We start from the raw sequence: 26,211 nt of genomic DNA on the forward strand, positions 1-26,211 counted from the left end.
GCTCGTTCTCAGACGGCATTGTCTCTACCTCCATTGGCTGTTGTTGTGCTGATTTCTGCAACTGTTCTCGCTTATCTTTCCGCTCATCTAGAGCAGATTCTAGATTGTTCAGATTGCCCTGTAGTTCTTCTAGTTTCTCCTCTAGAACCTGAGTCAAACGCCATTCTAGATTTCTCTCTCGCTCATCTAGAATATCATCTAGATTGAATGGAAGTTGTGATTGGGCTTGGATTCTAGCTTCAATCCGAGAATCTATAATATAATCTAGATTATCTAGATGAGTGCTTCTTTTGGTATCAGCAGCAATTCTGTTTCCAGACCGATACCAGCGAATGAAATCAACCAGCACAGCCGAGGCGCTCGACCCTTCTGCTTTTGCCTGTGCCATGAAGTCCTTCCACTCATCTTGATTAATGCGGAAGGTGGCTAGAAACTTGTCTTTGTCAGCCATATTCTAGAATCCCATCTGTACAAGTCTAGATAGAATTATTGTACAGATAGATGTACAGCATGAGTATAGATTTTTAGGTTTTTCAGCTAAATCGAGCCTAATTGCGCTATATCGGCTTAAAAGGGCTTGAATGAAGAATTGGATGCCCACGAGAAAATAAAGGGCTTGGTGGGCATTGTAGAGAGTCTAATTCTCAATAATAAAGCTTGTTGAGAATACGCCGAGGCCTCTGCCCTCATTTTTTGAAGTCACGGGGGTCTTACACGGACAATGCGTCCGAGGCATTGTGTTTTGGGCGAGCATCCTACAACGCGGGGGAATAACTGTTGCATTAATCACAACATTGAATCGAAAAAGATATCAATCCAATGGCTTTTATGTGCCAATAACTACAACCATTACGGAGAATCAAAACTCTCAATCCAAGCTCCCCCAAGAATCGGCTAAATTTTGCTTTCGTGATGCTTGGAGCGAGCGATTTTCTCTTATGTAGTCGTTTATTCGGTAGAGTATGGTGTGGTATTATATGACGTTAATGGAAAGCCGCATTGTCATAAACGCCAGTAGATGGATATTATAAGTAGTTTTACAGAAAGTTCAATTACCTCTGTTGCCAGTCAACTGCTTTCATCAAATGATTTTTTGGCAGAGTTGCAGCAGAAGGCGCAAACTACCCAACGGGGGTATGCTGGCAATATCCGAATATTTTTTGAGTATTTCTTACAAAGGAAACCAACGCCAAGAGATATTGAAGAGTTTTGGGGGTTAGATGAACAGACGGCTAACGGGTTAATCCTCAAGTTTAAAAATCATCTGGTGACAGAAGGTAGGAAGGCGGCGACCATCAACCGTTATTTGGCTGCTATCAAATATTTAATTAAGGTGGGGCGTAACCTCAAGCGGTGTCAGTACCATTTTGACGGCGATCGCATCGAGTCATTGAAAGTGACAAAATACAGAGACACCAGGGGAGTAGGGGTGGATGAATATAATAAAGTTTTTGATGTGATTGACATTTCTTCAGTTAAAGGGAAGCGAGATTATTCCTTATTTTTGCTGCTTTGGGCAAATGTCTTACGTCGTGGAGAAGTTGCTAAATTAACAGTTGGGGATTTCGATTACCACGAAAACACATTAACTGTTTACGGTAAGGGCAAGGGCAATGATGAAACTAGAATTGATTTAAACCCTTTTGTTGCGGAGGCGATCTCTGATTGGTTGGGCTGTCGTACAAATCTCAAACCTAGTGACCCATTATTTATTGCACTGGACTTTCATAATGAAGGTCATCAGCTGACGGGCGATGGAATTTATGCGCTCGTGCGTAAGACTTGCGAAAAAGCTGGAATAACTAAGCGGATGACACCCCACAAAATTAGGCATTCAGGTATTACCGATGCTCTTGACTTGGCGGAGGGCGATTACCGCAAGGTTCAGCACCTCAGCCGTCATGCTGACCCAAGGACAATCCTGGTTTATGAGGACAACAAAAATCAGTACCAACTGGAGTTAACTAATAAATTAGCAGCTCGTGTTGGGAAAAAGCGCAAATCTTAATATCAAATTTCTGACTGTGATTTGAACCATAACGTGACCAAATGTTACTTAAAAGATAAAGTGGCAGTTGTGACTTAAAGAAAATGTTTGCCGCACTGGCAAGCTTTTACTTTAAATTGAGTCCAGAAATTCTATACTTAGACAGTAACTACGCTGATTCCTGAGACGGAATCCACTCTTATTGTGTTCAAATTCCGTCACTCTCAACATTTTTGGTTAGAAAGAGTTGACTGACAAAGGGCAAGCTTTTACTTTAGTTTTGAACTAATGGCAAGATTTTAGTTAAAACCGAATGATTCTGGTTGCGATCGCAACTTCAACTGACAGTATCTTATCCCACTATTTAAAGTAAAATTCTGCCGTTAGTTCAGAATTGAACTAAAAGTAAGCCGTTTGTCCATTGATAGCATTGTAAATAATTATACTTACTAGTTGAGAATTCCGTCAAAGTTACAGCAGTTTTCGTCACATAGACTACTAGATACTGTTGAAAGTATCAAGAAGCCGCAATTAATTAAAGTAAAAGCTTGCCACTGCGGCAAACATTTCCTTTAAGTAACAGCAGTTTTTATAAGCTCAAGGCTCTATTTGCACACTCCACTCAGACCAAGGTTCACAGTTTGACAGAATACTTCTCTCAAGACCCATTATGTTTCTATCGAGTTTTTCTTTAGTTTCATCAGAAAAAATATTGCTGTACCATTCTCTAATACGACCACTGCCAGCACCACTAATATTAGTCATTTGATAATAATCAGCAAGGCCGCGGCACTCTTCATTCTCCCGTGCCAGTTTCTCAAACAAGTAAAAGATCAAAGCACCTACTGGTTTAAAGTGAGCTACTTGACTCTCAAAGTTATTTGTATGTCCTATATATGCAGTGGTAGCTGCAAGCAAACGTCCAGATTTCTTTAACGCAAGGTCTGGGCTGAAACATTTCTTTAACAAAAGAGTATGTTGTGATGAAGCCCACGACCCTAGATCGGCTACACAAAGTAGGTCAATCATTTTTCTGGGATGATCAACTAGCCTGCGATCTTCTTCAATAAGCTTATTCGCAATATTTTCCACTGGTGTTGACCTATCTCCCTTCCAAGAATGAGAATGTGCTAATAGCCCATATATTATTGGAGTATTTAGGTCTTTAAAGGGAGAACCTTTTCTTGGCGTAAACAATGACTTTATTGCAATACAATTTTCTAACGCTTCAGTAATATGAGCAGCCTTTAAAGTAACTTTGCATTCAAAAGCAGCAGCTACACCTGCTGCAAGATAAAGTTTTTTGTTGAGTAGCTTCTTGGGATAGAATGACTTTAGTACGATTACATCAACTTGAGGACTTGTTTTCCCATCCTGACTTATAATTCTACCCTTCGTCACAACTTGATAAGTAGGTGGCAACCAATCCCTCAATAACTCTGCCCAGTTCTCTTCTCCTTGATCTCCGGCAGTGCCAGGATCTTCAGTAGCCCGTTTTTGAATACGCTCATACTCCAAGGACATTTCTTGGCTGATTTGTAACATGAAATCGAAAAGATCATGATTTTTGACTTCTTCCAATTACTTTCATCTCCCTTGATAAAAAGCTAACTTATAAGTTGCCTTAATCTTCGCCCTCTTTAGTTACGATAACGTTATGGTAACTAAACTCCCAATTCCTTAATAAACTCATCAAGCGCCAGGGCGATGCGCTCTTTGGATATTCTGCCCGCTTTGCCACGCGCCAGCGCTCAAGAACGCGATCGCATATGAGCTGCTTTAGTTGCGATCGCACGAACTGTCACGTACTTGGCACGAGCGAACGCTTGAAGGCGGGCGCTTTCTGAGCCATCGCACTCCCCACTCACAACTCAACTACTCATCCATCTGGGTTCCCAGGTTTTTGAATTGTTCCAACGCTTCTACTACTCCGACTTCATCCGCTTTTCGGATAAATGCACCAGCCAATTCTTCTAGCAAATCGCTTCTGTCTATCTCTACCCCCTCATCCGCCAAATCCATTAGCGCTCGGTTGATTTGCCTGCTTAATTTCTTGGGAATGCGAAAAGTGGTTTGGGTGTAGTCCGGATTCTCGCGCTTGGCTAATTTCTCTTTTGACTGCTTAGATGGTTGAGTTTCTGGGTACCCAAGTTGAGGACTGCTTTCAAGCACTTGGGATGGTTGGGTGACTGACTGCTTAGATGGTTGAGTTTCTGGGTACCCAGGTTGAGGAACATTTTCAAGTGCAGGTGTTGACTCGGATGATTGAGTTGCTGGTTGTGAGGGTTGCTGGCTTTCTGGGTACCCAGGTTTTTGGGCGCTATCATGTGCCGCCCCCAAGACTTCACTAAATCGGCTTACTCTTGGATTGCCCGAACCACTTCGTTTTTTACCTCTGTCCAATCCCGCCATGCCACCTTCCCTCCTCGAACTTTATAAACGGGAACTCCCAACGTTACTGCATCCTTATATGCTTTGTAAAACCGAATCCCCCGGCTTAATACTGGATACCCCTGAGCCAATAGTGCTTCCATCGCTTCAATTCCGTCCTTTTGTGGCGGTGGTGGCACCATAGTCAGCAATACCCGCCAATTGGTATCCTCTGGCAAGGACTTAGCCATGAGTGCCATTGCGTCCATGCTCAGTAGGTCTGGTGGAGTTGGGACAACCAGCAAATCGCAACCCCTCGCCAATTCCTCAACTTCTACATCATTGGGTCGGGCTGGTGTGTCAAAGATGATGAACTCGAACTTCTGCTGACGCATGAGTTTGGCCGCTTCCTTTTCCCCACACACCTGAAACGGCAGTCCCCCCGGTCTTGCCCAAGTAGTAGCCGAACGGTTGGGGTCAGCGTCGATAACCAAAGTTGCCCCGTCCTCACAAAACAGTGAGGCAAGGCAGATAGCCGAAGTGGTTTTCGCCACTCCTCCTTTAAATGAGCTTAGAGAGATGATTGGCATAATCTCCCCCTCCTTATGTTAAGAGCATCATAGCGCTACCTGGGTACACGTTTAACTTGGCTGGTTGGGTACCCAGATGTGTAATGCCTCATTTCTCTAAGCATCTGGGTACCGTGCCCTGAAAGTATTGAGACCTGACGGGGTGTAATTTCCGGCAATTACGAGGTGAGATCTGTATCAATATGTTTTTTTTATTCAACTTCTTTCATGACTATCTCCTTTAAATTGACTTTATAAAGTTCCAAGAAATCTTCATCAAGAATTCCATCTTCTACGGATTTTATCAATTCAGTAAATTTGGGGATTTACCAAAAAGAAAAAACAGCCAAGAATTGATTATCAAGCTAAAAACATTCTTTGACTTCCCTTGCAGTCGCACACAGTCGCGCATTGCATTAAATACTTATGCATCTACCCATTCTGCTATTTCTTGAAAGATTTCTGATAGCTCTTGAGCCAACTTCTCTTGAGAGTGACTGCCCGACATTTGAGAGAATATTGTTGTTGCTGCCCTGGTAATATGGGCGAAGCTCTGTAAAAATATCCTGAACCTGGAGCGCTCTCCCGACTGCAACAAATCATCTTATGGGTTGTTGAGTAGCGGTTCTAATGTTAGAGAACCGCAAATTTTGTTTTGCCTGAAGAGTTGTCCCCTGAGAAGATACTACTTTTTAATATCAGTCAGACTCAGAGTATTTCATTGATTCGAGAGAGCCGTAAAAATCCAACTCAAGAAAGTTATTTTCACTTTCTTGAGAGTCAGATACACCTATATTTAGAAAAAGGAATATTTATGACTATTGATGGAGCAGGTAACACATTATTGTCAGCTAGGGAGTTCAATATCACTCCTACCACACAAACATTCACAGATTGGGTAGGTTCGTCCGATCTCGACGATTTCTACCGCTTCAGTCTCAGCAATAGTAGCAGTTTCAATCTTGCCCTCAATGGTCTAGTAGCTGATGCTGACGTACAGTTGATTCGGGATGCTAACAGCAATGGGATCATCGATAGCGGTGAAGTTATTGCCAGTTCAACTAACGGTAGCACCACTGCTGAATCTATCAGCCGTACTCTGGATGCAGGCACTTACTACACTCGGGTCTATCCCTTTAATGGTGCTAATACCAACTACAACTTGAGCGTCTTTGCGACAATCAATGACTTTGCTGGAAACACTCTCAACAATGCACGTCAAATCACCCTAAATTCTACTACCAGCACTTATACTGATTGGGTGGGTTCATCTGATACTGATGACTACTACCGTTTCAGCCTCAGTGCTAATAGCAGTGTCAATCTTGCCTTGAATGGGTTGAGTGGCAATGCCGATGTGCAATTGCTTGATAGCAGCGGTAACGCGATCGCCAGTTCAACTAACGGTGGCACTGCTACTGAATCTATCAGCCGCATCCTAAACGCTGGTACTTACTACATCCGTGTCTATCCATACAACGGTGCTAACACCAACTACAATTTGAACGTGTCAGCAACAATCCATGACTTTGCTGGAAACAACCTCAACAGCGCACGTCAGATTAACCTAGATTCAGTAGCTAGCACCTACAGTGATTGGGTGGGTTCATCTGATACTGATGACTACTACCGTTTTAGCCTCGGCACGAAGAGCAGTTTCAATCTTGCCCTCAATGGTCTAGTAGCTGATGCTGACGTACAGTTGATTCGGGATGCTAACAGCAATGGGATCATCGATAGCGGTGAAGTTATTGCCAGTTCAACTAACGGTAGCACCACTGCTGAATCTATCAGCCGTACTCTGGATGCAGGCACTTACTACATTCGGGTCTATCCCTTTAATGGTGCTAATACCAACTACAACTTGAATGTATTTGCTACACCCGACGACTACGCTGGAAACACTCTCAACAATGCACGTCAAATCACCCTAAATTCTACTACCAGCACTTATACTGATTGGGTAGGTAGCGCAGACACCAACGACTACTACCGTTTCAGTCTCGACGCTACTAGCAGTTTCAATCTTGCCTTGAATGGGTTGAGTGGCAATGCCGATGTGCAATTGCTTGATAGCAGCGGTAACGCGATCACCAGTTCAACTAACGGTGGCACTGCTACTGAATCTATCAGCCGCATCCTAAATGCTGGTACTTACTACATCCGTGTCTATCCAGGCAATAGTGGGGCAAGCACCTTCTACAATCTCAGCATTGAGAGCGATCGAACGTGGATTCAACAGCTGGGCACAGAGGGTGATGACTCCTGCTACAATGTCGCAACTGATAATGTCGGCAATGTCTACATTACGGGATACACTAACGGAGAGTTGGGGGGAACCAATGCTGGAGGAGTTGATGCTTGGGTAGCAAAGTACGACAGCAACGGAACATTACTGTGGACAAGACAAATGGGTACGGGCGGTGATGAAATTTCCTGTGGTGTCGCCACCGATAGCGCTGGTAATGTTTACATTGCAGGAGAAGGCAACATCTCAGGAAATACAGGTTTTGAGGGTACTGGTGCTTGGTTAGCCAAGTATGATACTTTCGGCAACTCCGTGTGGACAAAACAATTAACATCTGGTGTCTTTGCTGTTTCTTCTGTTGCTACCGATCATCTTGACAACGTTTATATTAGCGGAGGAATTTTAACAAGCGATTTTGAGGACATTAATGCTTGGGTAGCAAAGTACAATAGTAGTGGAAATTTCATCTGGGATGCACAAGAGGGTTATAGTGGTGGCTTAGATTATTCCAATGACCTTACCGTGGACGGTGTTGGTAATGTTTACATTACTGGAAGAACCGATGCTTCATTGCGAGAAGGGATTGCAGGGAATTTTAATGCCTGGGTAGCGAAATATGATAGTAATGGCTTCAATAAGTGGAGAACAGAACTGGGTACGGACGCTTACGATGACTCCTTTGGTATCGCCACCGATAGTGCTGGTAATGTCTACATTACGGGAGAAACAGAAGGCGCGTTAGGAGGAACAAATGTCGGAGAAGTTGATGCTTGGGTAGCAAAGTACGACAGTAGTGGCACTTTAAGGTGGACAAAACAACTAGGGACTTCTGGCTTGGATGTCTCTTATGACATCGCCACTGATAGCATTGGTAATTTCTACATTACGGGAGTCACAGATGGTGCGTTAGGGGAAACAAATGCTGGAGAAGTTGATGCTTGGATAGCTAAATATGACAGCAATGGTAACCAAATGTCCATTCTACAACTAGGCACTTCCAATGACGATATATCCAAAAATATTGCAATTGACAGTGCCAATAATGTCTATATTGCGGGAGCTACTTGGGCTGCTTTAGAAGGAACAAATGCCGGAGAAATTGATGCTTGGGTAGCAAAGTTTTACTAATTGTTTGTTCAAAATTGGGGATTTGGACATCTGAAGACAACAGAACTACCTCTTCTTAAAAATTGCGACTTGGCAACAATACATTAAAGACTTGTGCATCTATCCGCTATCCTATGTGAAGGATTTCTGATAGCTCAAAAGCAAGCCCCTAGAGATGTGACTGCCCGATATTGGAGAGAGTTTTGTTGTTGATACCAAGCATGAGATGAGACGAAGAACTGTAAAAAACCTCTTGAACAATCCGCACTTTCCCGACTGAAACTTTTCATCACTCTTCTTTAGGATAACGGCATTAAGCCATGTGCCGTCTATAATGACGGCATATAAAAACCTGGAAATAGAGAGGGTAACTAATATGACACCAAGTGAATCAAATAACAGCAACACTTTTGAAGCAGATGGCTACGGGCTGGAAATTCTGCTACCAAATATTGTGGTACTAGCTATCCCAGAAAATAAGAGGAGTGCCATTGCTCCCGTGCATCTGGTTGTTCAGATAACTAACAACACATCAGAGCCATTTCCCGTCAGCTTTGATGACACCTTTATTCCAGAACTTGTGAACTCGGATGGTCAAACATTACAGGGGCTTTTCGTTATCAATGAACAAGAATCCACAAATCAACAACAACCTCAACAGCAAAGTTGGATTTTTAAATTAAAACGCTTGCTCTTAAAGTTGGCTAATTTTAATAGGCAAGAAGATACGAAAAGTATTAATTCTTGGCTAGTTCAACCTGGAAGGGATACTGGTGTTTGGTTAGATGGAAGGCTGTTTTGGCAGAATAACTTACTTATCCTGGAATTACCTAATAAAAACTTTTCTTTCGACTTTGAATACTTTAGACCAAGAACTTATTACTCTTTTCATGCACTCCAACCAGGACATTATCAGCTGCGGTTCATTTATTTCAATAAAACTAATAGTAATTACAACAATGAATCCTCCGCAATAGGAGTCACAAATCTATCACAAATCAAGTCAAGTCATCCGGCAACACCCTTCGTTAATTTTCACTTGATTCAACCTATGGAGCCTAACGGTAACGCCGTAGAAGTTAATGGTATCCGTTTTGAAACCATAATGCCGGAAAGAGTATTGACATTGCCAAGAAAAAAAGACAATACCATTTTTTCTATACAGATAGGGTTAAGAATTACCAATAACACCCAAGACCCCCTTCGTTTCAGCTTATGGAGCACATTAACTCCTGAATTGGTGGGAGCCGACGGTCAAATACAACAGAGAGGTGGTGGTAGTGATGCTGTTAAAGCCCCAAAAGAATCTGATTTTCCCCTAGCTATGCCGGGAGAATGTATCGAATTCTTTCTCGAAGCTAAGCTTTTGTGGCAGAAGTTGGACCAATTCAAACTTCTGATTGTTAGGAAAGATGGGGGCTATTGGTGGTTCGACCAACTAAAACTAGCTACCTATCAAATTCGTTTTAGCTATCAAGAATTCTGGGAAACAAGACAGTGGATTGAATACGGCCGGGAATCAATTGAACAAATGCGATCATCCAAGGTTTGGTCGGGGCGGGTGGATACTCCTTTTGTAGAGTTTCAACTCAACAAACTGTGAAATTAAGTGGTTTCACAATTGCCATTTATCAATCTGGCTTTAGAGAGAATTACTAAAAAAAATTGGATGTGTACTGGAGTTACAAAAAATGCAATTACGACAATATCCCCTAGTTCTTTTAGCAACAACATTACTAGTCACAAACACTGCTCAATCGGGGTTGGCGTTTGATATTACACCCACTCCACAACCTGGTACTCTCAGAGAAAATTATTCATCTGAATCCATTTTTCCCCGTGGTAGAGGAGTGACAACATTAAATTCATTTGATTTATTAATTCCTTCTTCATGGAATAAGCCACCAGGATTAGTTTATGAACTCCCAAGAAGCTACGTTTTTGCTGGAACGTTTGGTTTATGGAAAGAACTAAAACCTTTTAGAGACCAAGGCTGGAGATTTAGTCTTGGTAGTAACTTACAAGGAAATTTTAATATTACGAAATATTATGCTTGTGGTATTCAAACTCATCAAAATAGGTGTGGGGCGGATTTAGGCGAACCAATTAGTGTTCCAGAGCGTGCAGTAGGAGCCGCAATCCGAGTAGACTACAATCCAGCTGGTTCTGACCCCAGACCTGAAACGAAAAGGCTGGATTGGATTCAACTGGTAGTCACCAACTTTGCAGCAGCAGATGGGTCAGTAGGTAACCGTGAAAGTTTTATTGACAACGGAGGAATTACAGATAATCCTTTCTATAACAGAAATATTTTTGGCGAAGGATATAGAGGTTTTGTAGACAATCCACACAGAACCCCAGAAACTCGACAACTGGACAAGAGCTTTTATTGGTCGGCAGAATTATTCTTAACCGAACAGACCGCAACCAGGACAGTTCGGGGAAGAGAAGTTGGAGATGTCAAAATTTATAACGGCGTTAGATGGGGTTGGAAATATGATTACAATCGTAATTGTGAGTCTAGGAGTACCGGTCAGATTTTTAGTGATGCCAGTCAATGCCCGACCTATCGGGGATACTACACGGACATGATCGGTGGTGGAATAGGCTCGCCTCCTAGCGGATATGTACCTAATGACGATGGTTCCTTCGGAGCTATTCCCTTAGGCTTTTCATTTAATTATTTTGGTAAAACCTACAACGATTTCTATCTCAACAACAACGGCAATATTTCTTTTGGTAGTCCGATTGGAACATACACACCAAGACCTTTCACCGCACAAATTTCTCCTCACATGATTGCCCCTTATTGGGGTGATGTAGATACACGTGGGGTAGGAACCGTAACAGTGCGAAAAGATATTCCCAACCAAGTTATCGTCACATGGGACAACGTGGGATACTATAGTCAGCACGCAGACAAATCAGCCTCCGTTCAGCTAGTGCTACGGGGTCCGGATTACCCCGTTTCTCCAGGTGAAGGCAACGTCGGCTTCTTTTACAAAAATGTCCAATGGGAAACAGGTGATGCCAGTGGTGGAAGCGGCGGATTCGGCGGTACACCGGCCGCCGTCGGATTGAGTGACGGATTATCAACTGTCAATCCATTTGAATTCTCGCTCGAAGGCTCCCAACAGGCAGGAATAAGTCAGCGCGTCAGCAACAGTTATTTTTGGTTGAATGTGCCTGTAGTTGGTAACGGCTATGAAGATGGCTCTGGTGGTAGCGGCGACGGTGGTAGCGGCGACGGTGGTAGCGGCGACGGTGGTAGCGGCGACGGTGGTAGCTGTAGCGGTAGTAGTGGTGGCGGCGGATGCACTGGGACTTCTGGTGCTAACCGGGTTAGATACCAGGAACTACCACCCGAAATGCGGAATTATATTAATGATCCTGACTGGGGTGATTTTATCAAGGACACTAATTGGTGGAGTGAATTCGAGTCAAAATCCCCTGTTTCTACCCCCGAACCTACATCGGCACTGGGACTATTGGCACTTGGCGCTTGGGGCATAATAAGAGCGCTCTTAATCAGAAAATCTTAACAGCAGTGAACCACCTTTACACCCTATTGTTTTCCCTTAGCATCATTCTTATTAACCCTTGGGGTACGATGCGAGGGGAAATTTGGACACAGCCAAAAGTATTCGGCATCTTACTCACGTGCATATTCAACTTCTTAATTCTGTGGGAAGAAAGGTCTCAACTCAAGATTCCCCAAACTTGGTTCCTCAGCAAACTGTTGTGGGAAATATTTCTCGGTGTTGGACTCATCTCAACTCTTACAAGTCCTTTCCCCCTACGCTCCCTACTCGGTCAAGAGCAGATGGGTGATGGGTTGCTCTACTGGGTACTGATTGCCATCTTTACCCTCAGCAATACCCTACTGCTCAGACTGCATCCAGAACTAGGGCGATCGCAACTGCAAGGTTTAGTCATCGGCGGTGTCGTCCTGGCGCTCAGCATTTTCCCCCAAGCTATTGACTGGAAAATCGACTACACTGCCACATCAGGACAACTTTTCAGGGCTAATATCTTAGCCAGTACCATTTTCCAAAACCAACAGCCAATCGGTTTGTACTCCCACAGAGGTCATGCGTCATTTGTCCTAGCAGCAACGGCAGTCATGACACTTGTGGGTTGGCAGTGGCGGTGGATAAGCACTCGGTGTGCTGCTATAGCCAGTGTTCTCATTATCCCCGCCCTACTGCTCACCCAAACTCGAGCAGGATTGTTAGCCCTGATGGTAGCAGCTGCTTATCTATTAGGACGCAAACATTACAAGCTATTAGTCCCGTCGGCGCTAGCGTGTTTGGTGGTAGTTGGCATCACCACGACTACCAGGCATCTTGACAAACTACCAGTTATCAAACAAATCACATCCGACCGAGTTCACCTATGGGAGGTATCAGGGCGTGGTATCGACAAGCGTCCCTTACTGGGATGGGGTATGGATGGTTTTGGTGCCGCTTACCCAGAGGTACAGTACCGCAAAAAGCTAGCAAAAGTAACTCGCTTGGGGGACTTCACTTTCGACTACCAAGACAAGAACGGGCAACAAAAGACGGCACAGCTACCTACAGTGAAAGCACACAATCTCATTTTAGACACAACTCTATCTGTAGGTTTACTGGGGATGCTGCCCTACCTTGCCCTGTTAGCATTCTGTATGTGGCAGATCGTTAAATCACCCTACCGTGGCATAGAGGCAGTAGCAATTGCCTACCTCGCCTTCACCTTCACTTGGTTTGAGTGCGCTCAGTTCACCCATCTGGTTTGGTGGTCGCTCAGTTTCAAAGGAATGTCTCTCCCCCGTGAAAAAATCGTACCTTAAGTACCTCAGTTGCGCCACAAAGGAAGGCAGACTTCGAGTTGAGGCTGGTTTCCACCGATTTGAACGTCAACCCTAACTTTTTTGCACAAGCTCGCGGCGTCGCCTCAAGTTCAAGCTTGCTCCTAGCCACCCCAACATTGAGTGCTTTCCTAGAGTCGCCTGCCCTGCTTACCATCAGTTAATCTATACAATTGTTCCTCCAACCACCACGTTTCTCGACGGTTTTTTTTGTGTTCTTCTATCTGAGCAACTAAATAAGCCACTTCTGCCGCTTTTTTTCTCTCAGCAGCTTCTCTTGCGGCTTTCTCTACAGCTTCTTTCTCCGCTTTTTCAGCCGCTTCTATCATCTCAACTAACCGAGTCGCTCCGTCTTTTTTTTTTAGCGAATCTAACTTGCTGACATAATATTGATACAACCCCAACACATCGGCAAGCCGTTCAGACATCCCATAAGTATCGAGAACTTTAGGAACGACAATCCCTCCATCCCATATCACATCAATTCCCGTTTCGTCACAATATTGGGTAAGTTCATCCTTTATATACCTCGCAGTCCCCCCACAAAGGATAATCTCGTCCGTATCGTCGGGTATGGTTTGGGATAACCACCTGATGACGGCTTTAGCATAATCTGCACGAGAACGTCGGGCTACAGCTGCAAACCTCTCCCCATCTGCCGCAATGTCCTCTGACTTGCGTTTGCGGGATAAACTCAAGAGAACAGTGGCATCACACTCAGAACCCGCTTCAACCAAAGCCTCCAGTACCTTGGGGTCATCAGAGGATAATCCAGCACCGCAATCACTAACGAAATTGTTCACCATAAAGAACATTCCCAAATCGCTAGATGCTCCTAGTCCGGGTGTTCCTCTCACAATAGGGAGAATGCTGGTATTGCGGTATCCCACCATCACAACTGCAATATTGCAGTAGTTGAATTTATCACCCAACACAGTTTGACGATACCGGGCAATCCCAAACCCCTCTCGCAATGCCATAAAATCGACCAACTTCACCCGCATTATGCCTGTGGGAGTGACAAACTCCTGCAACTGTTGTAAGAGTTTTTCTCCTAACAACTTAGTATCCCCACCTTCTGATGGTGGTAGCAGCACGCTTAATCTAACCCGAAAAGAGCCTTTTTTCCCTAACTTTTGGCTCACCACCCACAGTACGCCAGCAACCTTTGGTATTGCCCAATCAAATTTGAGGGAACGCAACATCGCATTGCCACCAAACTTGTATCTAGCCAAGTAACCAACAGCATAACTCCCTTCACCCGGTAAACTGACCCAGCAGTTGGACTCTGGCTGACCACCAACCAAGATTGCTTGTAACGACTCCAAGCTTACATCTGCCACCTCTGAATCCATACAAACAACCTGTGGCTGACCGTTTGGGTACTCTTGAAAGATAACCTTGGTCTTGCTAGCACCCAAATCTACAACAACAATAATTTCATCCAAACTCTTAGTTTTAGTGAATGGTGATTGCGTATTATTAGGTAGATTATCCACAGCCATAGTTGATTTTATACTGAATTATCTTTCTCCAAGATAATTCAACCAACTCTAGAGTTGCAACACTATACCATCCATCCATCCTCCAATTTGTCACCAAAAGAGTCAAAACCATCCCCATCATCTTCCTCATCCTCCAATTCCTCATCCCCATCCCCCGTATCTTCTACAACAGTTGGTGGTAGAGATGGTGTGGTTGCAGTTGGTGCAGTCACACCAGGAGTTGGGACAACAAGGGGAGACAGACGCAAGAACTCACCAAAGGGCATCTCGTCCGGTCTCAGTCCGCACTCCAATCGGATTATCTCTATCTGCTGCATCAATTGGGCGATGGCTCTTTGCCCCGCCGACTTAAGGGACTTCCCCTTAACCCCCCGTTCTTTAAGAGCTAGGGGTAACCAATAGGAACGCATTGCTTCACACGCCAGTTCTGTTTGTGGTTGTCGCTGACTAGCCAAATACGCAAACACTATCCCATCATCTGTAGAGGGTGCTCTCTTTACCCTTAGCAATAACGCACCATCATTCCGTTCTGCAGGCAAACCATTTGTACCCATAACAAACCAGACATCTCAGTATCAAAAGTGATTAAATAGACTATAACCACACTGGGTGCTATATGGGTACATATGTTGCTCCGCCTCTGTATTTTGGTGTCATTAAGTGACTCCACATGACCCCTCTCACCAACACGTACAGCGTCAAATTCTGGAAAAAACCACATCCGACTGGTGTTGAAAGGTACATTTAGGGGTCATCAAAGGTACAACAATTGCCCCTACCAAGAAAAAGCCGACAAACCCGCTCCACACAACACTTTCAGCCATTTGTCCCGACCCCGTAGACTACCCCAAAGGGTTTTCGGGTAGAGCAGTCCACGTTGGTGGTGTACTCACTACACTTCCACGCCCTACGGGTGCCTGCGGCATCTCTCATCCCAGCAAGGGACTCGCGACGTGGAAGTTTCGTTCGCCCTGCGGGGCTTTGTTGGGAGTTGTTGCGTGGTGGTGTGTTGTTGTCGAGAGCGAACGAGAATGCATAGTCGAGCAGCCCAAGTGGGAATACTTCATCTAGACGGACAGTGGTTGGAGTAACAGCAATTAGATGGCAGCATTAGCAATCTTGCGAGTGGAGAAACTAAAAAGTTTTGGGAGTGTTGGTGGCAGTGAGGCACACACCGCTCGCCTTCAGGATACCCCAAATGCCGACCCCACCAAAACCAACATTCGGCTGATTGGCAATCCACTTGACCCACCACTCTCTGAATTAGTACAAGCCAAAATTGCCTCTGAATGCAAGCACAAACCACGTAAAGATGCTGTCCTTTGCAGCGAGATATTCCTAAGCGCATCTCCAGAGTATTTCCGTCCTCATGACCCTCCTCGCGCAGGGGAGTGGGATGACCAGCTGATGTGGGATTTCGCCAATGCTTCCCGACAGTGGTTGCTGGATAATTACGGTGATAAGTGCGTTAGGGCTGAACTGCACTTGGATGAGGCAACCCCCCACATCCACGCCTATGTGGTGCCAGTTAACCAAAAGACCAAACTCCTCAGCCATAAAGCCATGTTTGGTGGTAATGGTAATGAGGGCAAGCAAAAACTCTCCAAACTGCAAGATAGTTATGCCCTAGCGCTAGCACATTTGGGGATAGAACGTGGGGTGAAAGGCAGCAAAGCTACTCACACCAAGGTTAAGGAGTACTACACTGCAGTCAACAGCAACCCCCTACTAATGGAATTAGACAGACTAAGACCACAACCGGGGGAAACAGCACAGCAATTGTTCGAGCGCATTAAGGCTCTCCCCCAAATCCAAACCATCAATCACCAGTTGGCAGACCGACAACGTGCAATTGAGGCAGAAAAGCAGGCAAAGAAAACGGCAAGAGCTTCTGAGAAACTGCGGCAACAGTTGTCAGCAGAAAACCAGCAACTGCGGACTCAGCTTGACCAGTTGAGAGACCTCCCCTTAGAAGAAGTGGCTTGGCAGTTGGGACTGACCAACACCAAAGATAGCAAGTGGAAAGGCACAGGACACATCATTAATATAGATGAACCCAAGTGGTATGACTTCTCACCCAGTTCCCAAAAAGGGGGTGGTGGAGCAATCGACCTCGTAATGCACGTCAACAGTTGTACCTTCCCCCATGCTCTAGCGTGGTTAAACGATAGATTTGGAGAAGGGGGAATGCTCAAAGCGGCAACTCACCATGCCAGGATGCAAGCCATTGAGATTGCCCAAACAGAACCAGCACCTCAGTTCACACCACCCGCTGTTGACTCAAGCCAGTGGCCCGCAGTACAGCAATACCTCATTCAAAAACGGGGACTGCCAAAAGAAATGGTGCAAGCCCTCCACAGCATTGGTTTGGTTTATGCTGACTCCAACCAAAATGCCGTATTCAGAATGCGCTCGCTCACGGGAGAAACCACCGGAGCGTTCTTGCGTGGCACCAGGGGAGAAGACAACTCTTTCATGGGATACGCCCGTGGCTCTAAACGTGCAGATGGTTGGTTTTATCTCAGATTGGGTGGACAGCCAGATGGCGATATCCAGCGAGTTGTGCTGACAAAATCGCCCATCGATGCCCTGTCACTGGCAACAATAGAAGGAGTCCCCCAACAAAGGACTATGTACCTAGCAGCTGACAGTGCCAAGAGCTTGCCTGTGGAATACTTGAGAACCATCCCCACAGTGATAGCCGCTTTAGATAATGATGCATCTGGTTTTGAATTGGCTCAAGCGATTCGGGAGCAGCTGCCAGAAGTTGTTTGGATGCGCCCAATAGCCTTTGATTGGAATGAGGAGCTGTTAGCTAGGTTGCGACAACAGCAACAGCAGAAACAGAAGAACCGGGGAATTGAGCGATAAGCAACCAACCAACACAATTACACTATCTCTATCAAATAACTGATATTTGTCAGTAAGCTACTGTGCTTTATTAGACTAAATCCCCACAGTCGCTCAAACCACCTCAGTATTAGCACTTTAGTGAGGCAAACTTACCCCAATATGCCCTCAGTTTGCCTCACCACAAAATACACACTCCCGCCCAACAATCCCCATTAACCAGTACCAATCCCTCAAAACTCGCTCACTTTACCCCAAAACTCGCTCAAATTCCCCCACCTGCATCAAACCCTCTCCATACATGACTTTGAGGCCATAGGAGACAGAGCGGAGCGCTAGACTCACCCTATGGAGTATTCGCCCTAGCGAGCAATATCGTGGTAATGACGTTTCTCTTTTAGGCTCTCTCTCAAAAGTACAGATTTTCACCATTTTCACTATGCGAGCACGCACTGAAAATCCCATTCTCTGCTCGAAAAACCGAGATTTCCCAGAACAGGTGTCGTCCATCATGAAACACAATTACACTATCTCTATCAAATAACCGTTCTTTGTTGCGGACAATGTTGTGATAACATATACTTTCTCCTCAGTATGAGTGAAATAGTGGTGTAAATGAGTATTGAAAGTGTAAGGAGTGGTGCAGTGGTGGTATTAGTGAGTGTCTAAAACCGACCAACACCTACCAAATTGCAGGCAAACTGCATGAAAATGGTGAGTATTAGTGGTATTGATGAGGATTGCGGTGGTGTTTGGGTACTCCGTCAATCAATCCCCAAAACCATTACCACACAGTACTTTTCGGCTGTGTGCTCCACTGCGGAGTGCTAGGCTGACCCTAAGCCATATTCCACCAAGCGAGCAATATTTTGGTGGCCACGTTTCTCTTTTAGGCTCTCTCTCAAAAGTACCGATTTTCACCATTTTCACAAAGAACGAACGCATCAAAAATCCCATTCTCAGAGTTGAATTCTTCAAAAGAACCTTGTGGCCCCTGCACCTCAATGACAGTCTTTCATGCGCTCGCCTCAGTTTGTACCAATGAGTTTTCCTTTTCTGCCTTCCACCAATTCGCCCAATCCAAGACCCACTGCCCGAATTGCGGTGGCAGCAATTTAGCCGCTTCCTCAACTGCATATGTGGGGTAGAGGTTGAAGTATAAGAGAAGCTCCTCTGAATTTTGGCTTCGCTGAAAGTCGCTTGCCATTGAAGCCAGGTTTTCTGGTCGCAACCACTCATCAATCTCAGGTGTCACCAACTGAGCCGAAATGTAAATACTGTCTATATTTGAGGTCGGTTGGTGACACTCGAAACGGCGTTCAAAAGCTCCCCACGCAGCTGCATGGTCACCCCCTGTGAGGGCAGTGGTATCAACTTGGCAGAACCACACCCTTTGCCCTTCCACTCTGCGCTGCCGTCTTATGAGAGGCACTCCTATTTTTTCCAAGCACCGCCTCAAGAGATAGCAACCATCACTATCCTGGTTGGCATTAATACCTAGTGCCAATAGTATCAGTTTGCGGTTAGCGATCGCCCGTTCCTTAAATTCGTGTACGATTGGTGAATTGGTGTGCCACTCAAGATGGGATTGTTGGACTGCTTCCAAGAATTGCGGGATTTCCAATACTTGTAGCGCTTTTAGTGCAAGAGTACGGGTGCGGACATCCCAGGGCATATCCTCATTTTCAATCGCCTTACACAAGCGCTTGGTATCGATGTCCTTGGCAACTTCGGGGTGATGTAGCATCCACCTTAATTCCTGCTTCCCAATCCACATGGGGTCTTTCAAGTACCGCTCAAAGATGAAGTTTGGGGTCAACTCAAGACCGGGCAGTCGGTCTAGTAGCGTGGCTTTGATTGCCTTCCAGCGCTCTTCTGGCTTTGCATCTGACGAAGACAGGATGTCATAAGCTTTTTGGATGGAAATATCTTCAGAGTTTGCTATAATATCAGCCCACTCTCGCAGGATGTCTTCTTTGTGACCCGCAATCGGGTTGTTCGGGACAATTACGTTACCCCCAGCCATGCCAAGCAAAATGACGTTGTGACCCGATTTCCTGAGTTCTTCCGCCAAGTTCTCTCTCAAATTGGCTCGTGACCAGTTGTCCTTGGCAACAATCTCAGTCAAAGTTTCAAAATGAGGGTTAGTGTAGTATTCACTTGTAGCATCACTGTAAGGAGCAAAAGCAGGGAAATTTAAGCCAAGCTGCTCAATGGTTCGTTGGCTGGTTTCAATCAAGCTCAAAGCAACAACCTGTGGTAGAGGGGACTTGCTAGCCCGGTTATCTATTGTGCTGAAGGTCTTGATAAAGATGTGCCTCACGCAGTTGGTTCTGAGCCGCCCTAACATCTGCTTGCAGCCCCAATGGTTAATAATCCCGAAGAAACAGCCCCAAACACCATCGAAGTAATCCTGAATGGTAATATCCAAGCTGGCCTCAGCTGTGGGAGAGTAGATGATGTAGTCTGGCTGGTTTTCCTCTATCCATTTATCTGGGTTGGTCAGGAAAGCATCGACCCTAGGATCTTCCACCTTAGTAAAGCTATCTATCCGCAGTCCGCAAAGCCCTATTGCCTGAAGTTGGCGCTCTAAGGCTTGCCCCCAGCGTTGGGAGTCGGTAGGGATTAGCAGCTTTTCTCCACTGGATGCCGCGTCAAGCAAGCGGTTCTCAAAGTCCTTCCGAGAGTTAGGTCTTTGCTCTCCCCGTGGTGTGATTATGCCACTATGGAAGAAACACTGCCACTCAAAACGCTTGTGGATATTGTGGATCAGGTGGACTTGCTTGCCGCTCAGTTTTTGCAGGTATCGCAACGAGACCGGGGATATGTCCGCATCTGCCGCAATGATGTACTCTGCCTGTTGCAGTACCTTGGTGAAACAACGAAGCTTTTCTCTGCGCTCGCGACGACAAGTCGGACTTTGAAGCAGGGCGTTGACAATCTTCTCTACTTCCTCTAAAATAACGACCTTCTTAGATGGCAGCTTGACAATTGATTCCACACAAGCCCCGATCCAGGGAATCTCCGTATACTTTACTGCCCGGTTTTGTAGATCCCACAGGAAAGAAATTTTATCTGCCACCTCCCTTGAGCGGCAGGTTTGGATCAACAGGGAGTTCCTATAGCTCAACAGCAACCCATCACTGAAGTGGTTGATTGCTTGCTTGATTAGAAAAGTTTTACCAGAACCCATACCCGCCGCCAGCCCGTAAATACCAGGGGTGAGATTCTCCAAGGACATCTCTACATACTTAGAATCCTGCGTTTCGGTTACGTAGGGGGTGATGTCCTGTAGGGCTTGCTGGGTCTTTTGAACGCGCTCGGGATAAGCTGCCAGCCATTGTACCTTTTGTTGGTGTTCCCGATCCGCCAAGTAAGAATCAAAGCCTCGATCCCACTCGTTTTGCTGTTCCTCTTGGGTAACATACTGCTCATATTCTGCGGTGTAGGGCTCAGCTTCGCCCTGCTTTTGGGAATCGCGCTCCTCTGAGGCTCTATAACCCCCATGAGCACGGCACAACTCGGTAAACTCCGCAATTGACAGCATGGAAGCCGCTTGATGCTGTTCCAAAGTGATTTCGTCAATGTCTTGCCCGGATTTCTCGACTTGATTCCACCACTCAAAAACAACCGTGTAACCAAGCTCTTGGAAAAACTTTGCTTCATTCAGCCATCGGGCTGCAACCTGCAAGTTCTTCACGTCTCCTGCGTCCACGGGCAGGACGATCCGCTTGGGTTGCAGTTGTGTCAGAACTTCTTTGACTTGCTCTGAAGATTTGGAAAAAAGCGCCCCTGATGCACCAATGAAGGGCAGGTTTAACCGACAGCTAGCAACATAGGGCTTCAATATCCCTTCGCAAGCCCGCAGGTCTGAAATGTCCGCTCCGGATGGTATACAGACAGTTATTGGCAGCTCTCCGTTTGGCAAGTGGCTTGAGAGATCGCCCTTAGCCCATCTGTACTTGCCTCCATCGGCTACGTCCAGGCGCAACTGCCAGCCAGAAAGCATACCATCAAGCGTGCGACTTGGGCAAGCAATTCCCCTCCCGGCAGCTCGTAGATACCCTCTGCTGATTCCTGGTAGGTTAACTGGCAGGGACACCTTCAGATCCGTATTCGGGACAATGGTAAAGAACCCGCCAGCGTCAATCTGCTCATTTGTTAGCCCTCTGTCGCGCAACTTCTTCCTGTGCTCAATTGTTAGCCCCAAATTCCGCGACAAGACCCTAATTGCCCCATCGCGCTCCTTTGCGGGTAGCGCCTTGGCTAGTTCCTCCTTCCTCTGTCGATCCCGTAACTGGCGCTCCATCAGCTGAAAACGCCGGATCTCCCTCCGTTGTTCGGGAGTGCTTCCATCATCCTCAGAGTACATCCCGAAGCCAAGGGAGTCCTCACCTCTGTAAATCCATCCAGAGGGAGTACCCAATTCCAAACCAGTTTTACAGTGAATCCAGTTTGTGAGAGTTGATTGCCGACAATCTTTTCCGCCTCTGCTCCTACCTCGACTAGCACCATTGCAGATGGGACAATTGCTTTTTAACGGCTTGAAGGGGCTGTTCATACTGCAGCCTCCCTCAAAATGGAAATATGGCTCGAATAAGCTAGCCACTCAGGATTCAGCCCACACAATGTATTGAAAACCACAGCGCTTGCTCCAAAACTACGTTTTTCACAGTTTTAGGGAGCGGGTTTGTGCGTCAAAAACTCTGGTATCTACTGCAAGATTGTCTTCTCTGATTTCTTCTACAAGTTGAGAGATTTTCAGTGAGTTGACTAAATTCCGGCGATGTGATCGCGAACCATATCACTTTCTCTCCCAAAAAAATGGCAGCAGAGAGCGACAAGATTGACAGAACCTTGTAAGATAGTGTTATGACAGACCCAAAGAGTATAACCCGCAAGGCAAAGCTCGAGGGGAAATCAACCCACTCATTGGGCACCCGCCCCTAGAATACGGGATTCAGCTTACTTCCTGGAAAACCCTAACAGTCTTTGCTTTGGTCGGCGTCGGAACTGATTGGGGAACAGAAGAAGATTGAAAACCCGATTCTTGATTTAGTTGTACAAAACATAATATCAGTCAAAGAGCCACCTTTTGTGAAAGGGGGCTATTTTGACTGGAATTTTTTTGTTTGCGGTATTTCACAACACTCACCTCCCGATTCAAATTCGCTTCTATCTTTTGGTCGATCTATTTTATTCCCAGTGTCTAAAAAAAGACATCTAACTCCCTTCTGATTTTTTCAGGCAAAAAATCAGAACAAATTCGTAGAAAAATAAGTAGTTGTTCTGAAGTTGTTATCTTGACAGAAATGTGCTTTTCTGCATACAGAGATTTCTGGGATGGGATTGAGTGAGTTTTATCACCGCCCTTTAGATCTGTACTTCCTGCAATTGTTCGGAAACTTGGATTCGTGGCAGTGGCTCAAGTGGCGTAGTGACAGGGGAGTATCGGCAATAGCAAATGACGATAGCCCCAAAGTCAGCATTAGGGAGTTCTGAAGTATACTCCTCAACCCTAGTGACCTCCCAATCGCCAACCCGGCTGTGGGTGCTAGCACCGGGAAACTTCGGGTCAACAAATGGTTCAACCCTATGAAATTCCCGAAATCTGTAGCCCGGTTGAGGTATTGGGCGTTCTGACGAATCAAAGTGTTCGGCAAGAATGTCGGTCATTGCTCCAGTGTGGGCTAAAATCCGGTTTTCAGCCAAGTGTTCTTCTCTCCAGTCCGCCCGAAAGATAATGTACTTTCTCATTGGGAATCCTCCATATAATTCGGAAATTCAGTTTCGCCAAGAAACACGCAATTCCATTTGAGGGTTTTGTCGCTAGTGGGTTCTATCCGTAGCAACGTCCACCCATATTTAGTTTCCATCTCATAACACCTCCAACGAGAGGTGACTGCGTGTTGGGAAATATTTTCTTCTGTTGGTTGGCGATCGCCCGGTTGTTTACCCGAAGTCATGTCGTTTTCTTACCTTTGACAAATTGAGTCAATGGTCATTTTTTCTTTTCTCCACGCTTAGTAAGCCATTCAAGAATCAACTCGCGGCATTTTTGGCTCATTGTTGTTTTTTCTTCAGCACAAGCGACTTTGAATCGCGTTCGCTCTGAATCATCTAGGAATACCCTAAAGCTCACGGTTTTATCCTCTTGTTGATCCTCTGGCATATTAATTGTACATAGGTCAGTAATGTCAATTAGCCTATTTTGGCTCTTGACAGGATTTTTTTAAACTCCTATATGACCTTCTTGACACAACTGACCTATGTGACATAGCATATCATCAGCTCCAAAATTCGTCCAACAAAAACACAAATATTGCCAAATAGTGGCTCCGTGCCTGCATAAGAGTGCAGATATTTATCTCATACGCAACTCGCATCATTGCACGCACCATCCCAAAACAGCCATCTCGTTACAGGTACAGCACAAGCGAGCCAATAGTGCTCTTTGAGCGCTCTTGATTCTCAAGCAGAAGACTTTGGCATTGACAGACAAGCATGCATGAGGATTAGTGGCGAAAGCGTCCGACAAGTTTCCAACTGCCCGAATTACCATCAGCTACGCAGCATTCAAGACTAATAGCGAGATGTACGGATTGTCCTTGGATGTCCCAACCCAAGTTGCGCTTCTGTTTTGTAGAGAAATTGATTTTCCAGTCACAGAAAAAACAACCGTTTGCCCAAACTGACCCGACTCCATCCCACAACGGGTCAATATCGTCCCAAGAACGACCAAGGATTTACCAATAGGAGACAAACCAATGGCAGAGAAGGACATCATCAAATGCCATGTTGCCGACCCAGGGAACCGCTACGACAAGTGGATCGATCGCAACGGTCAGACTAAGGCCTGCTTGAGCGTCATCAAACCCATCGAAGACTACGACAACTTTTCCGTTGAGGATGTACACAAGGATTCTTACCTCATTGAAATTGACGGCGACAGATATTTGATTGGCAGGCAAGCACAGTTGATGGGCGGCTCCCCCGTATTCAACGGTAACAAGTGCGAGAAGGCTGACTTGCTCATCCTCACGGGTATAGACACCAACTATGGTTCGGATTTTGCGGATATCGAAAAACTCAATATCTGCTTGCCCGACTCCCGCAACGAAACAAATCTCAAGTACCTCCAAGCACTTGCAGTCGAGCGGACTTTCAAGCGCAACGGTCGTGTCATTCGCTACCGCATCCGCAAGGTCAATGCCGTAGACGAAACCCGTGGAGCCTACATCCAAGCTCATAAAGAAAAAATCTTCAAATACCCAGGCAGGGTCAACGGCGTCGTCACCTTGGGAGGACACGACGGAATTGCCTACTTGTACCAACCGGGGTCAAGCAAGCCCGACTATGGGTCAAAAGTGCAGATGCCGGGGACAATCTTTATTGCAGAGAAAATCACCTCCGCACTATCGGCACAAGCACACTTTTCGCCCAAACCAGAAGTCATCATGGATGCGATTGCAGAGAACAACTACACCTACATCCATAACGGTCAGGAAATTGACTTCAAAAAGCACTTCATGAGAGCAAGAGCCGCCTATCAAGAAGAAATCAAGGGACGGCTCAAAACCAAGTGGGCAAACTATCGGGGCAACTTGGGACAGATTTTGGTCATAGGTGGGACTGCTCATTTGATGCAGGATATGTGTGCCAATCCTTTGTACGTCATTCCTCTTGACCCCCAGTTCTATGACTTGAAGGGGTTGAATACATGACAGTCAGCAAACGCCCAAGAGTCGATTTGATTAATGACAGCCAGGAAATTTTGAAGCGAATTCAAGAAGCAACCCCCTTCACTTCAGCACCATACATTGTTTGGTTGATGCTTTGTCGCTACGAGCAAGACTTCATCGAAAGCACCAATAAATACCTGAGACCGGGTGTTTTGGATGGTGCAAATGCAATTCACACAGCCAATACCAATAGTGTTGTTACCGATGCACAAACAGAACCAGCAAACCAACTTGAACCAACAACAGCTGACATCAACAATAAGGTTTTTGAAGACCAGGATTTTTAGAAAGGAATTATAACAATGAGCAAGCCATTACAGTATTACGCTTCGGGAGAGCACTTAGAGAAGCTCTGTGAAAGATTTGGTCAAGAGCTTGAATTGTTAGACAGAAATCAAAAACTGGAATTGCGAATAATCTTGTCTTTCTACGTTTGGGGACAAGATGACAGTGACGGTTATGGTATTTTCGATGCCTATAACGACAGCATCCAACACTTACTCGTTGAGGATTCAGAATTAGAGGAGTGTTTGGAGATTCTACAGGGGATTTCAGTCCAAGATGCTGAGAGTTTGCAATTGGCATTACTCGAACAATGTCGAATTGGAAACGCCAGATTAAAAACTCCCCTTGAGACTCAAACAGAAGATTTGAAAACTCATGGAATTCCAGAAGATTTAGCAAAACAAGCTGCTTATATTTTGGTCAAGGTTGACCCAGTTCGTCAGCGAACAGCAGAGGAGCAAGAACTGATTACGAAAGTCCACCAAATTCTGATGGGCATGACTCAACCAGCGTCATGAAATTTGCGTTTTGAGTTGACTAATTTCCTGATAGTCAACTCCCCAAAACAACACTTTGCCTTATATTTTAGAGCTATTCGTGACAACAACCGACTCCCGAAATAGAACGAGCAAAGTCATCTTACCATACTGCAGGAGATGCAGCAGAAATTAACGCCCAAACCATTTAGGAGAAAGAAGG

General features: G+C 45.5%; 19 protein-coding genes. 9 read left to right on the forward strand and 10 right to left on the reverse strand.

Annotated features, from left to right (window positions below):
• A partial coding sequence (locus tag F7734_RS38945) for a hypothetical protein (RefSeq protein ID WP_155749795.1) occupies window positions 1–451 on the reverse strand: 451 nt, incomplete at its 3' end.
• Window positions 452–1,018: 567 nt separating this feature from the next.
• Here F7734_RS38945 and F7734_RS38950 point away from each other — a divergent pair.
• Complete coding sequence (locus F7734_RS38950; RefSeq protein WP_155749796.1) at window positions 1,019–2,008, forward strand: tyrosine-type recombinase/integrase; 990 nt, start codon at window positions 1,019–1,021, stop codon at window positions 2,006–2,008.
• Between the two features lie 576 nt (window positions 2,009–2,584).
• Here F7734_RS38950 and F7734_RS38955 read toward each other — a convergent pair.
• From F7734_RS38955 to F7734_RS38965, 3 genes are all read right to left on the reverse strand, one after another.
• On the reverse strand, window positions 2,585–3,568 hold the full coding sequence (locus tag F7734_RS38955; RefSeq protein WP_207714319.1) for a DUF6602 domain-containing protein: 984 nt from the start codon (window positions 3,566–3,568) through the stop codon (window positions 2,585–2,587).
• A gap of 294 nt (window positions 3,569–3,862) precedes the next feature.
• Window positions 3,863–4,399, reverse strand: coding sequence for a hypothetical protein (locus tag F7734_RS38960; RefSeq protein WP_155749797.1), 537 nt, complete (start codon window positions 4,397–4,399; stop codon window positions 3,863–3,865).
• Window positions 4,345–4,947: a ParA family protein gene (locus F7734_RS38965; RefSeq protein WP_155749798.1), complete on the reverse strand. Its 603-nt coding sequence runs from the start codon at window positions 4,945–4,947 to the stop codon at window positions 4,345–4,347. Before F7734_RS38965 ends, F7734_RS38960 begins: the two co-directional genes overlap by 55 nt.
• A 793-nt stretch (window positions 4,948–5,740) precedes the next feature.
• Between F7734_RS38965 and F7734_RS38970 the strand changes: the two genes are divergently transcribed.
• From F7734_RS38970 to F7734_RS38985, 4 genes are all read left to right on the forward strand, one after another.
• A complete protein-coding gene (locus F7734_RS38970) occupies window positions 5,741–8,302 on the forward strand; it encodes an SBBP repeat-containing protein (RefSeq protein ID WP_155749799.1) in 2,562 nt (853 codons plus the stop codon).
• Between the two features lie 355 nt (window positions 8,303–8,657).
• Window positions 8,658–9,884: a hypothetical protein gene (locus F7734_RS38975; protein WP_155749800.1), complete on the forward strand. Its 1,227-nt coding sequence runs from the start codon at window positions 8,658–8,660 to the stop codon at window positions 9,882–9,884.
• An 88-nt stretch (window positions 9,885–9,972) separates the two neighbouring features.
• Complete coding sequence (locus F7734_RS38980; protein ID WP_155749801.1) at window positions 9,973–11,823, forward strand: nidogen-like domain-containing protein; 1,851 nt, start codon at window positions 9,973–9,975, stop codon at window positions 11,821–11,823.
• 5 nt (window positions 11,824–11,828) lie between these two features.
• A complete protein-coding gene (locus F7734_RS38985) occupies window positions 11,829–13,112 on the forward strand; it encodes an O-antigen ligase family protein (protein ID WP_347566356.1) in 1,284 nt (427 codons plus the stop codon).
• 149 nt (window positions 13,113–13,261) lie between these two features.
• Here the strand turns inward: F7734_RS38985 and F7734_RS38990 are convergent, their stop codons facing one another.
• Window positions 13,262–14,635 (reverse strand): ParM/StbA family protein, encoded by a 1,374-nt coding sequence (locus F7734_RS38990; protein ID WP_155749802.1) that lies wholly within the window; start codon window positions 14,633–14,635, stop codon window positions 13,262–13,264.
• A 62-nt stretch (window positions 14,636–14,697) separates the two neighbouring features.
• The gene (locus tag F7734_RS38995; RefSeq protein WP_155749803.1) at window positions 14,698–15,189 is read right to left on the reverse strand and encodes a hypothetical protein; all 492 of its coding nucleotides are present in this window, start codon (window positions 15,187–15,189) and stop codon (window positions 14,698–14,700) included.
• A gap of 547 nt (window positions 15,190–15,736) precedes the next feature.
• Between F7734_RS38995 and mobV the strand changes: the two genes are divergently transcribed.
• Window positions 15,737–17,506, forward strand: a complete 1,770-nt coding sequence (mobV, locus tag F7734_RS39000) for a MobV family relaxase (RefSeq protein WP_155749804.1) — start codon at window positions 15,737–15,739, stop codon at window positions 17,504–17,506.
• Window positions 17,507–18,500: 994 nt separating this feature from the next.
• Here mobV and F7734_RS39005 read toward each other — a convergent pair.
• The 4 genes from F7734_RS39005 to F7734_RS39020 all read right to left on the reverse strand — a co-directional run bounded on the left by F7734_RS39005 (window position 18,501) and on the right by F7734_RS39020 (window position 23,657).
• Window positions 18,501–22,046: a plasmid replication protein, CyRepA1 family gene (locus F7734_RS39005; RefSeq protein ID WP_155749805.1), complete on the reverse strand. Its 3,546-nt coding sequence runs from the start codon at window positions 22,044–22,046 to the stop codon at window positions 18,501–18,503.
• An 812-nt stretch (window positions 22,047–22,858) separates the two neighbouring features.
• Window positions 22,859–23,242: a hypothetical protein gene (locus F7734_RS39010; protein WP_155749806.1), complete on the reverse strand. Its 384-nt coding sequence runs from the start codon at window positions 23,240–23,242 to the stop codon at window positions 22,859–22,861.
• On the reverse strand, window positions 23,239–23,451 hold the full coding sequence (locus F7734_RS39015; RefSeq protein ID WP_155749807.1) for a hypothetical protein: 213 nt from the start codon (window positions 23,449–23,451) through the stop codon (window positions 23,239–23,241). The genes F7734_RS39010 and F7734_RS39015 overlap by 4 nt, the downstream gene beginning before the upstream one ends.
• A gap of 35 nt (window positions 23,452–23,486) precedes the next feature.
• A complete protein-coding gene (locus F7734_RS39020; RefSeq protein ID WP_155749808.1) occupies window positions 23,487–23,657 on the reverse strand; it encodes a plasmid partition protein ParG in 171 nt (56 codons plus the stop codon).
• Between the two features lie 595 nt (window positions 23,658–24,252).
• Here F7734_RS39020 and F7734_RS39025 point away from each other — a divergent pair.
• Genes F7734_RS39025 through F7734_RS39035 form a run of 3 tightly spaced genes read left to right on the forward strand, consistent with a single transcriptional unit; the run spans window position 24,253 to window position 26,030 of the window.
• Window positions 24,253–25,209 (forward strand): hypothetical protein, encoded by a 957-nt coding sequence (locus F7734_RS39025; protein ID WP_155749809.1) that lies wholly within the window; start codon window positions 24,253–24,255, stop codon window positions 25,207–25,209.
• On the forward strand, window positions 25,206–25,514 hold the full coding sequence (locus F7734_RS39030) for a hypothetical protein (protein WP_155749810.1): 309 nt from the start codon (window positions 25,206–25,208) through the stop codon (window positions 25,512–25,514). Before F7734_RS39025 ends, F7734_RS39030 begins: the two co-directional genes overlap by 4 nt.
• A 15-nt stretch (window positions 25,515–25,529) precedes the next feature.
• On the forward strand, window positions 25,530–26,030 hold the full coding sequence (locus F7734_RS39035) for a hypothetical protein (RefSeq protein ID WP_155749811.1): 501 nt from the start codon (window positions 25,530–25,532) through the stop codon (window positions 26,028–26,030).
• Window positions 26,031–26,211: the final 181 nt, after the last annotated feature.

The sequence above is a fragment of the Scytonema sp. UIC 10036 genome, from assembly GCF_009725235.1.

Bases quoted from the DNA above. Each gene is read 5' to 3' on its own strand.
- F7734_RS38990 (WP_155749802.1), bottom strand. From the start codon at position 14,635: ATGGCTGTGGATAATCTACCTAATAATACGCAATCACCATTCACTAAA.
- F7734_RS38995 (WP_155749803.1), bottom strand. From the start codon at position 15,189: ATGGGTACAAATGGTTTGCCTGCAGAACGGAATGATGGTGCGTTATTG.
- F7734_RS38965 (WP_155749798.1), bottom strand. From the start codon at position 4,947: ATGCCAATCATCTCTCTAAGCTCATTTAAAGGAGGAGTGGCGAAAACC.
- F7734_RS39015 (WP_155749807.1), bottom strand. From the start codon at position 23,451: ATGACTTCGGGTAAACAACCGGGCGATCGCCAACCAACAGAAGAAAAT.
- F7734_RS39025 (WP_155749809.1), top strand. From the start codon at position 24,253: ATGGCAGAGAAGGACATCATCAAATGCCATGTTGCCGACCCAGGGAAC.
- F7734_RS39035 (WP_155749811.1), top strand. From the start codon at position 25,530: ATGAGCAAGCCATTACAGTATTACGCTTCGGGAGAGCACTTAGAGAAG.
- F7734_RS38960 (WP_155749797.1), bottom strand. From the start codon at position 4,399: ATGGCGGGATTGGACAGAGGTAAAAAACGAAGTGGTTCGGGCAATCCA.
- F7734_RS38980 (WP_155749801.1), top strand. From the start codon at position 9,973: ATGCAATTACGACAATATCCCCTAGTTCTTTTAGCAACAACATTACTA.
- F7734_RS38970 (WP_155749799.1), top strand. From the start codon at position 5,741: ATGACTATTGATGGAGCAGGTAACACATTATTGTCAGCTAGGGAGTTC.
- F7734_RS39005 (WP_155749805.1), bottom strand. From the start codon at position 22,046: ATGAACAGCCCCTTCAAGCCGTTAAAAAGCAATTGTCCCATCTGCAAT.
- F7734_RS39010 (WP_155749806.1), bottom strand. From the start codon at position 23,242: ATGAGAAAGTACATTATCTTTCGGGCGGACTGGAGAGAAGAACACTTG.
- F7734_RS38975 (WP_155749800.1), top strand. From the start codon at position 8,658: ATGACACCAAGTGAATCAAATAACAGCAACACTTTTGAAGCAGATGGC.
- mobV (WP_155749804.1), top strand. From the start codon at position 15,737: ATGGCAGCATTAGCAATCTTGCGAGTGGAGAAACTAAAAAGTTTTGGG.
- F7734_RS39020 (WP_155749808.1), bottom strand. From the start codon at position 23,657: ATGCCAGAGGATCAACAAGAGGATAAAACCGTGAGCTTTAGGGTATTC.
- F7734_RS39030 (WP_155749810.1), top strand. From the start codon at position 25,206: ATGACAGTCAGCAAACGCCCAAGAGTCGATTTGATTAATGACAGCCAG.
- F7734_RS38950 (WP_155749796.1), top strand. From the start codon at position 1,019: ATGGATATTATAAGTAGTTTTACAGAAAGTTCAATTACCTCTGTTGCC.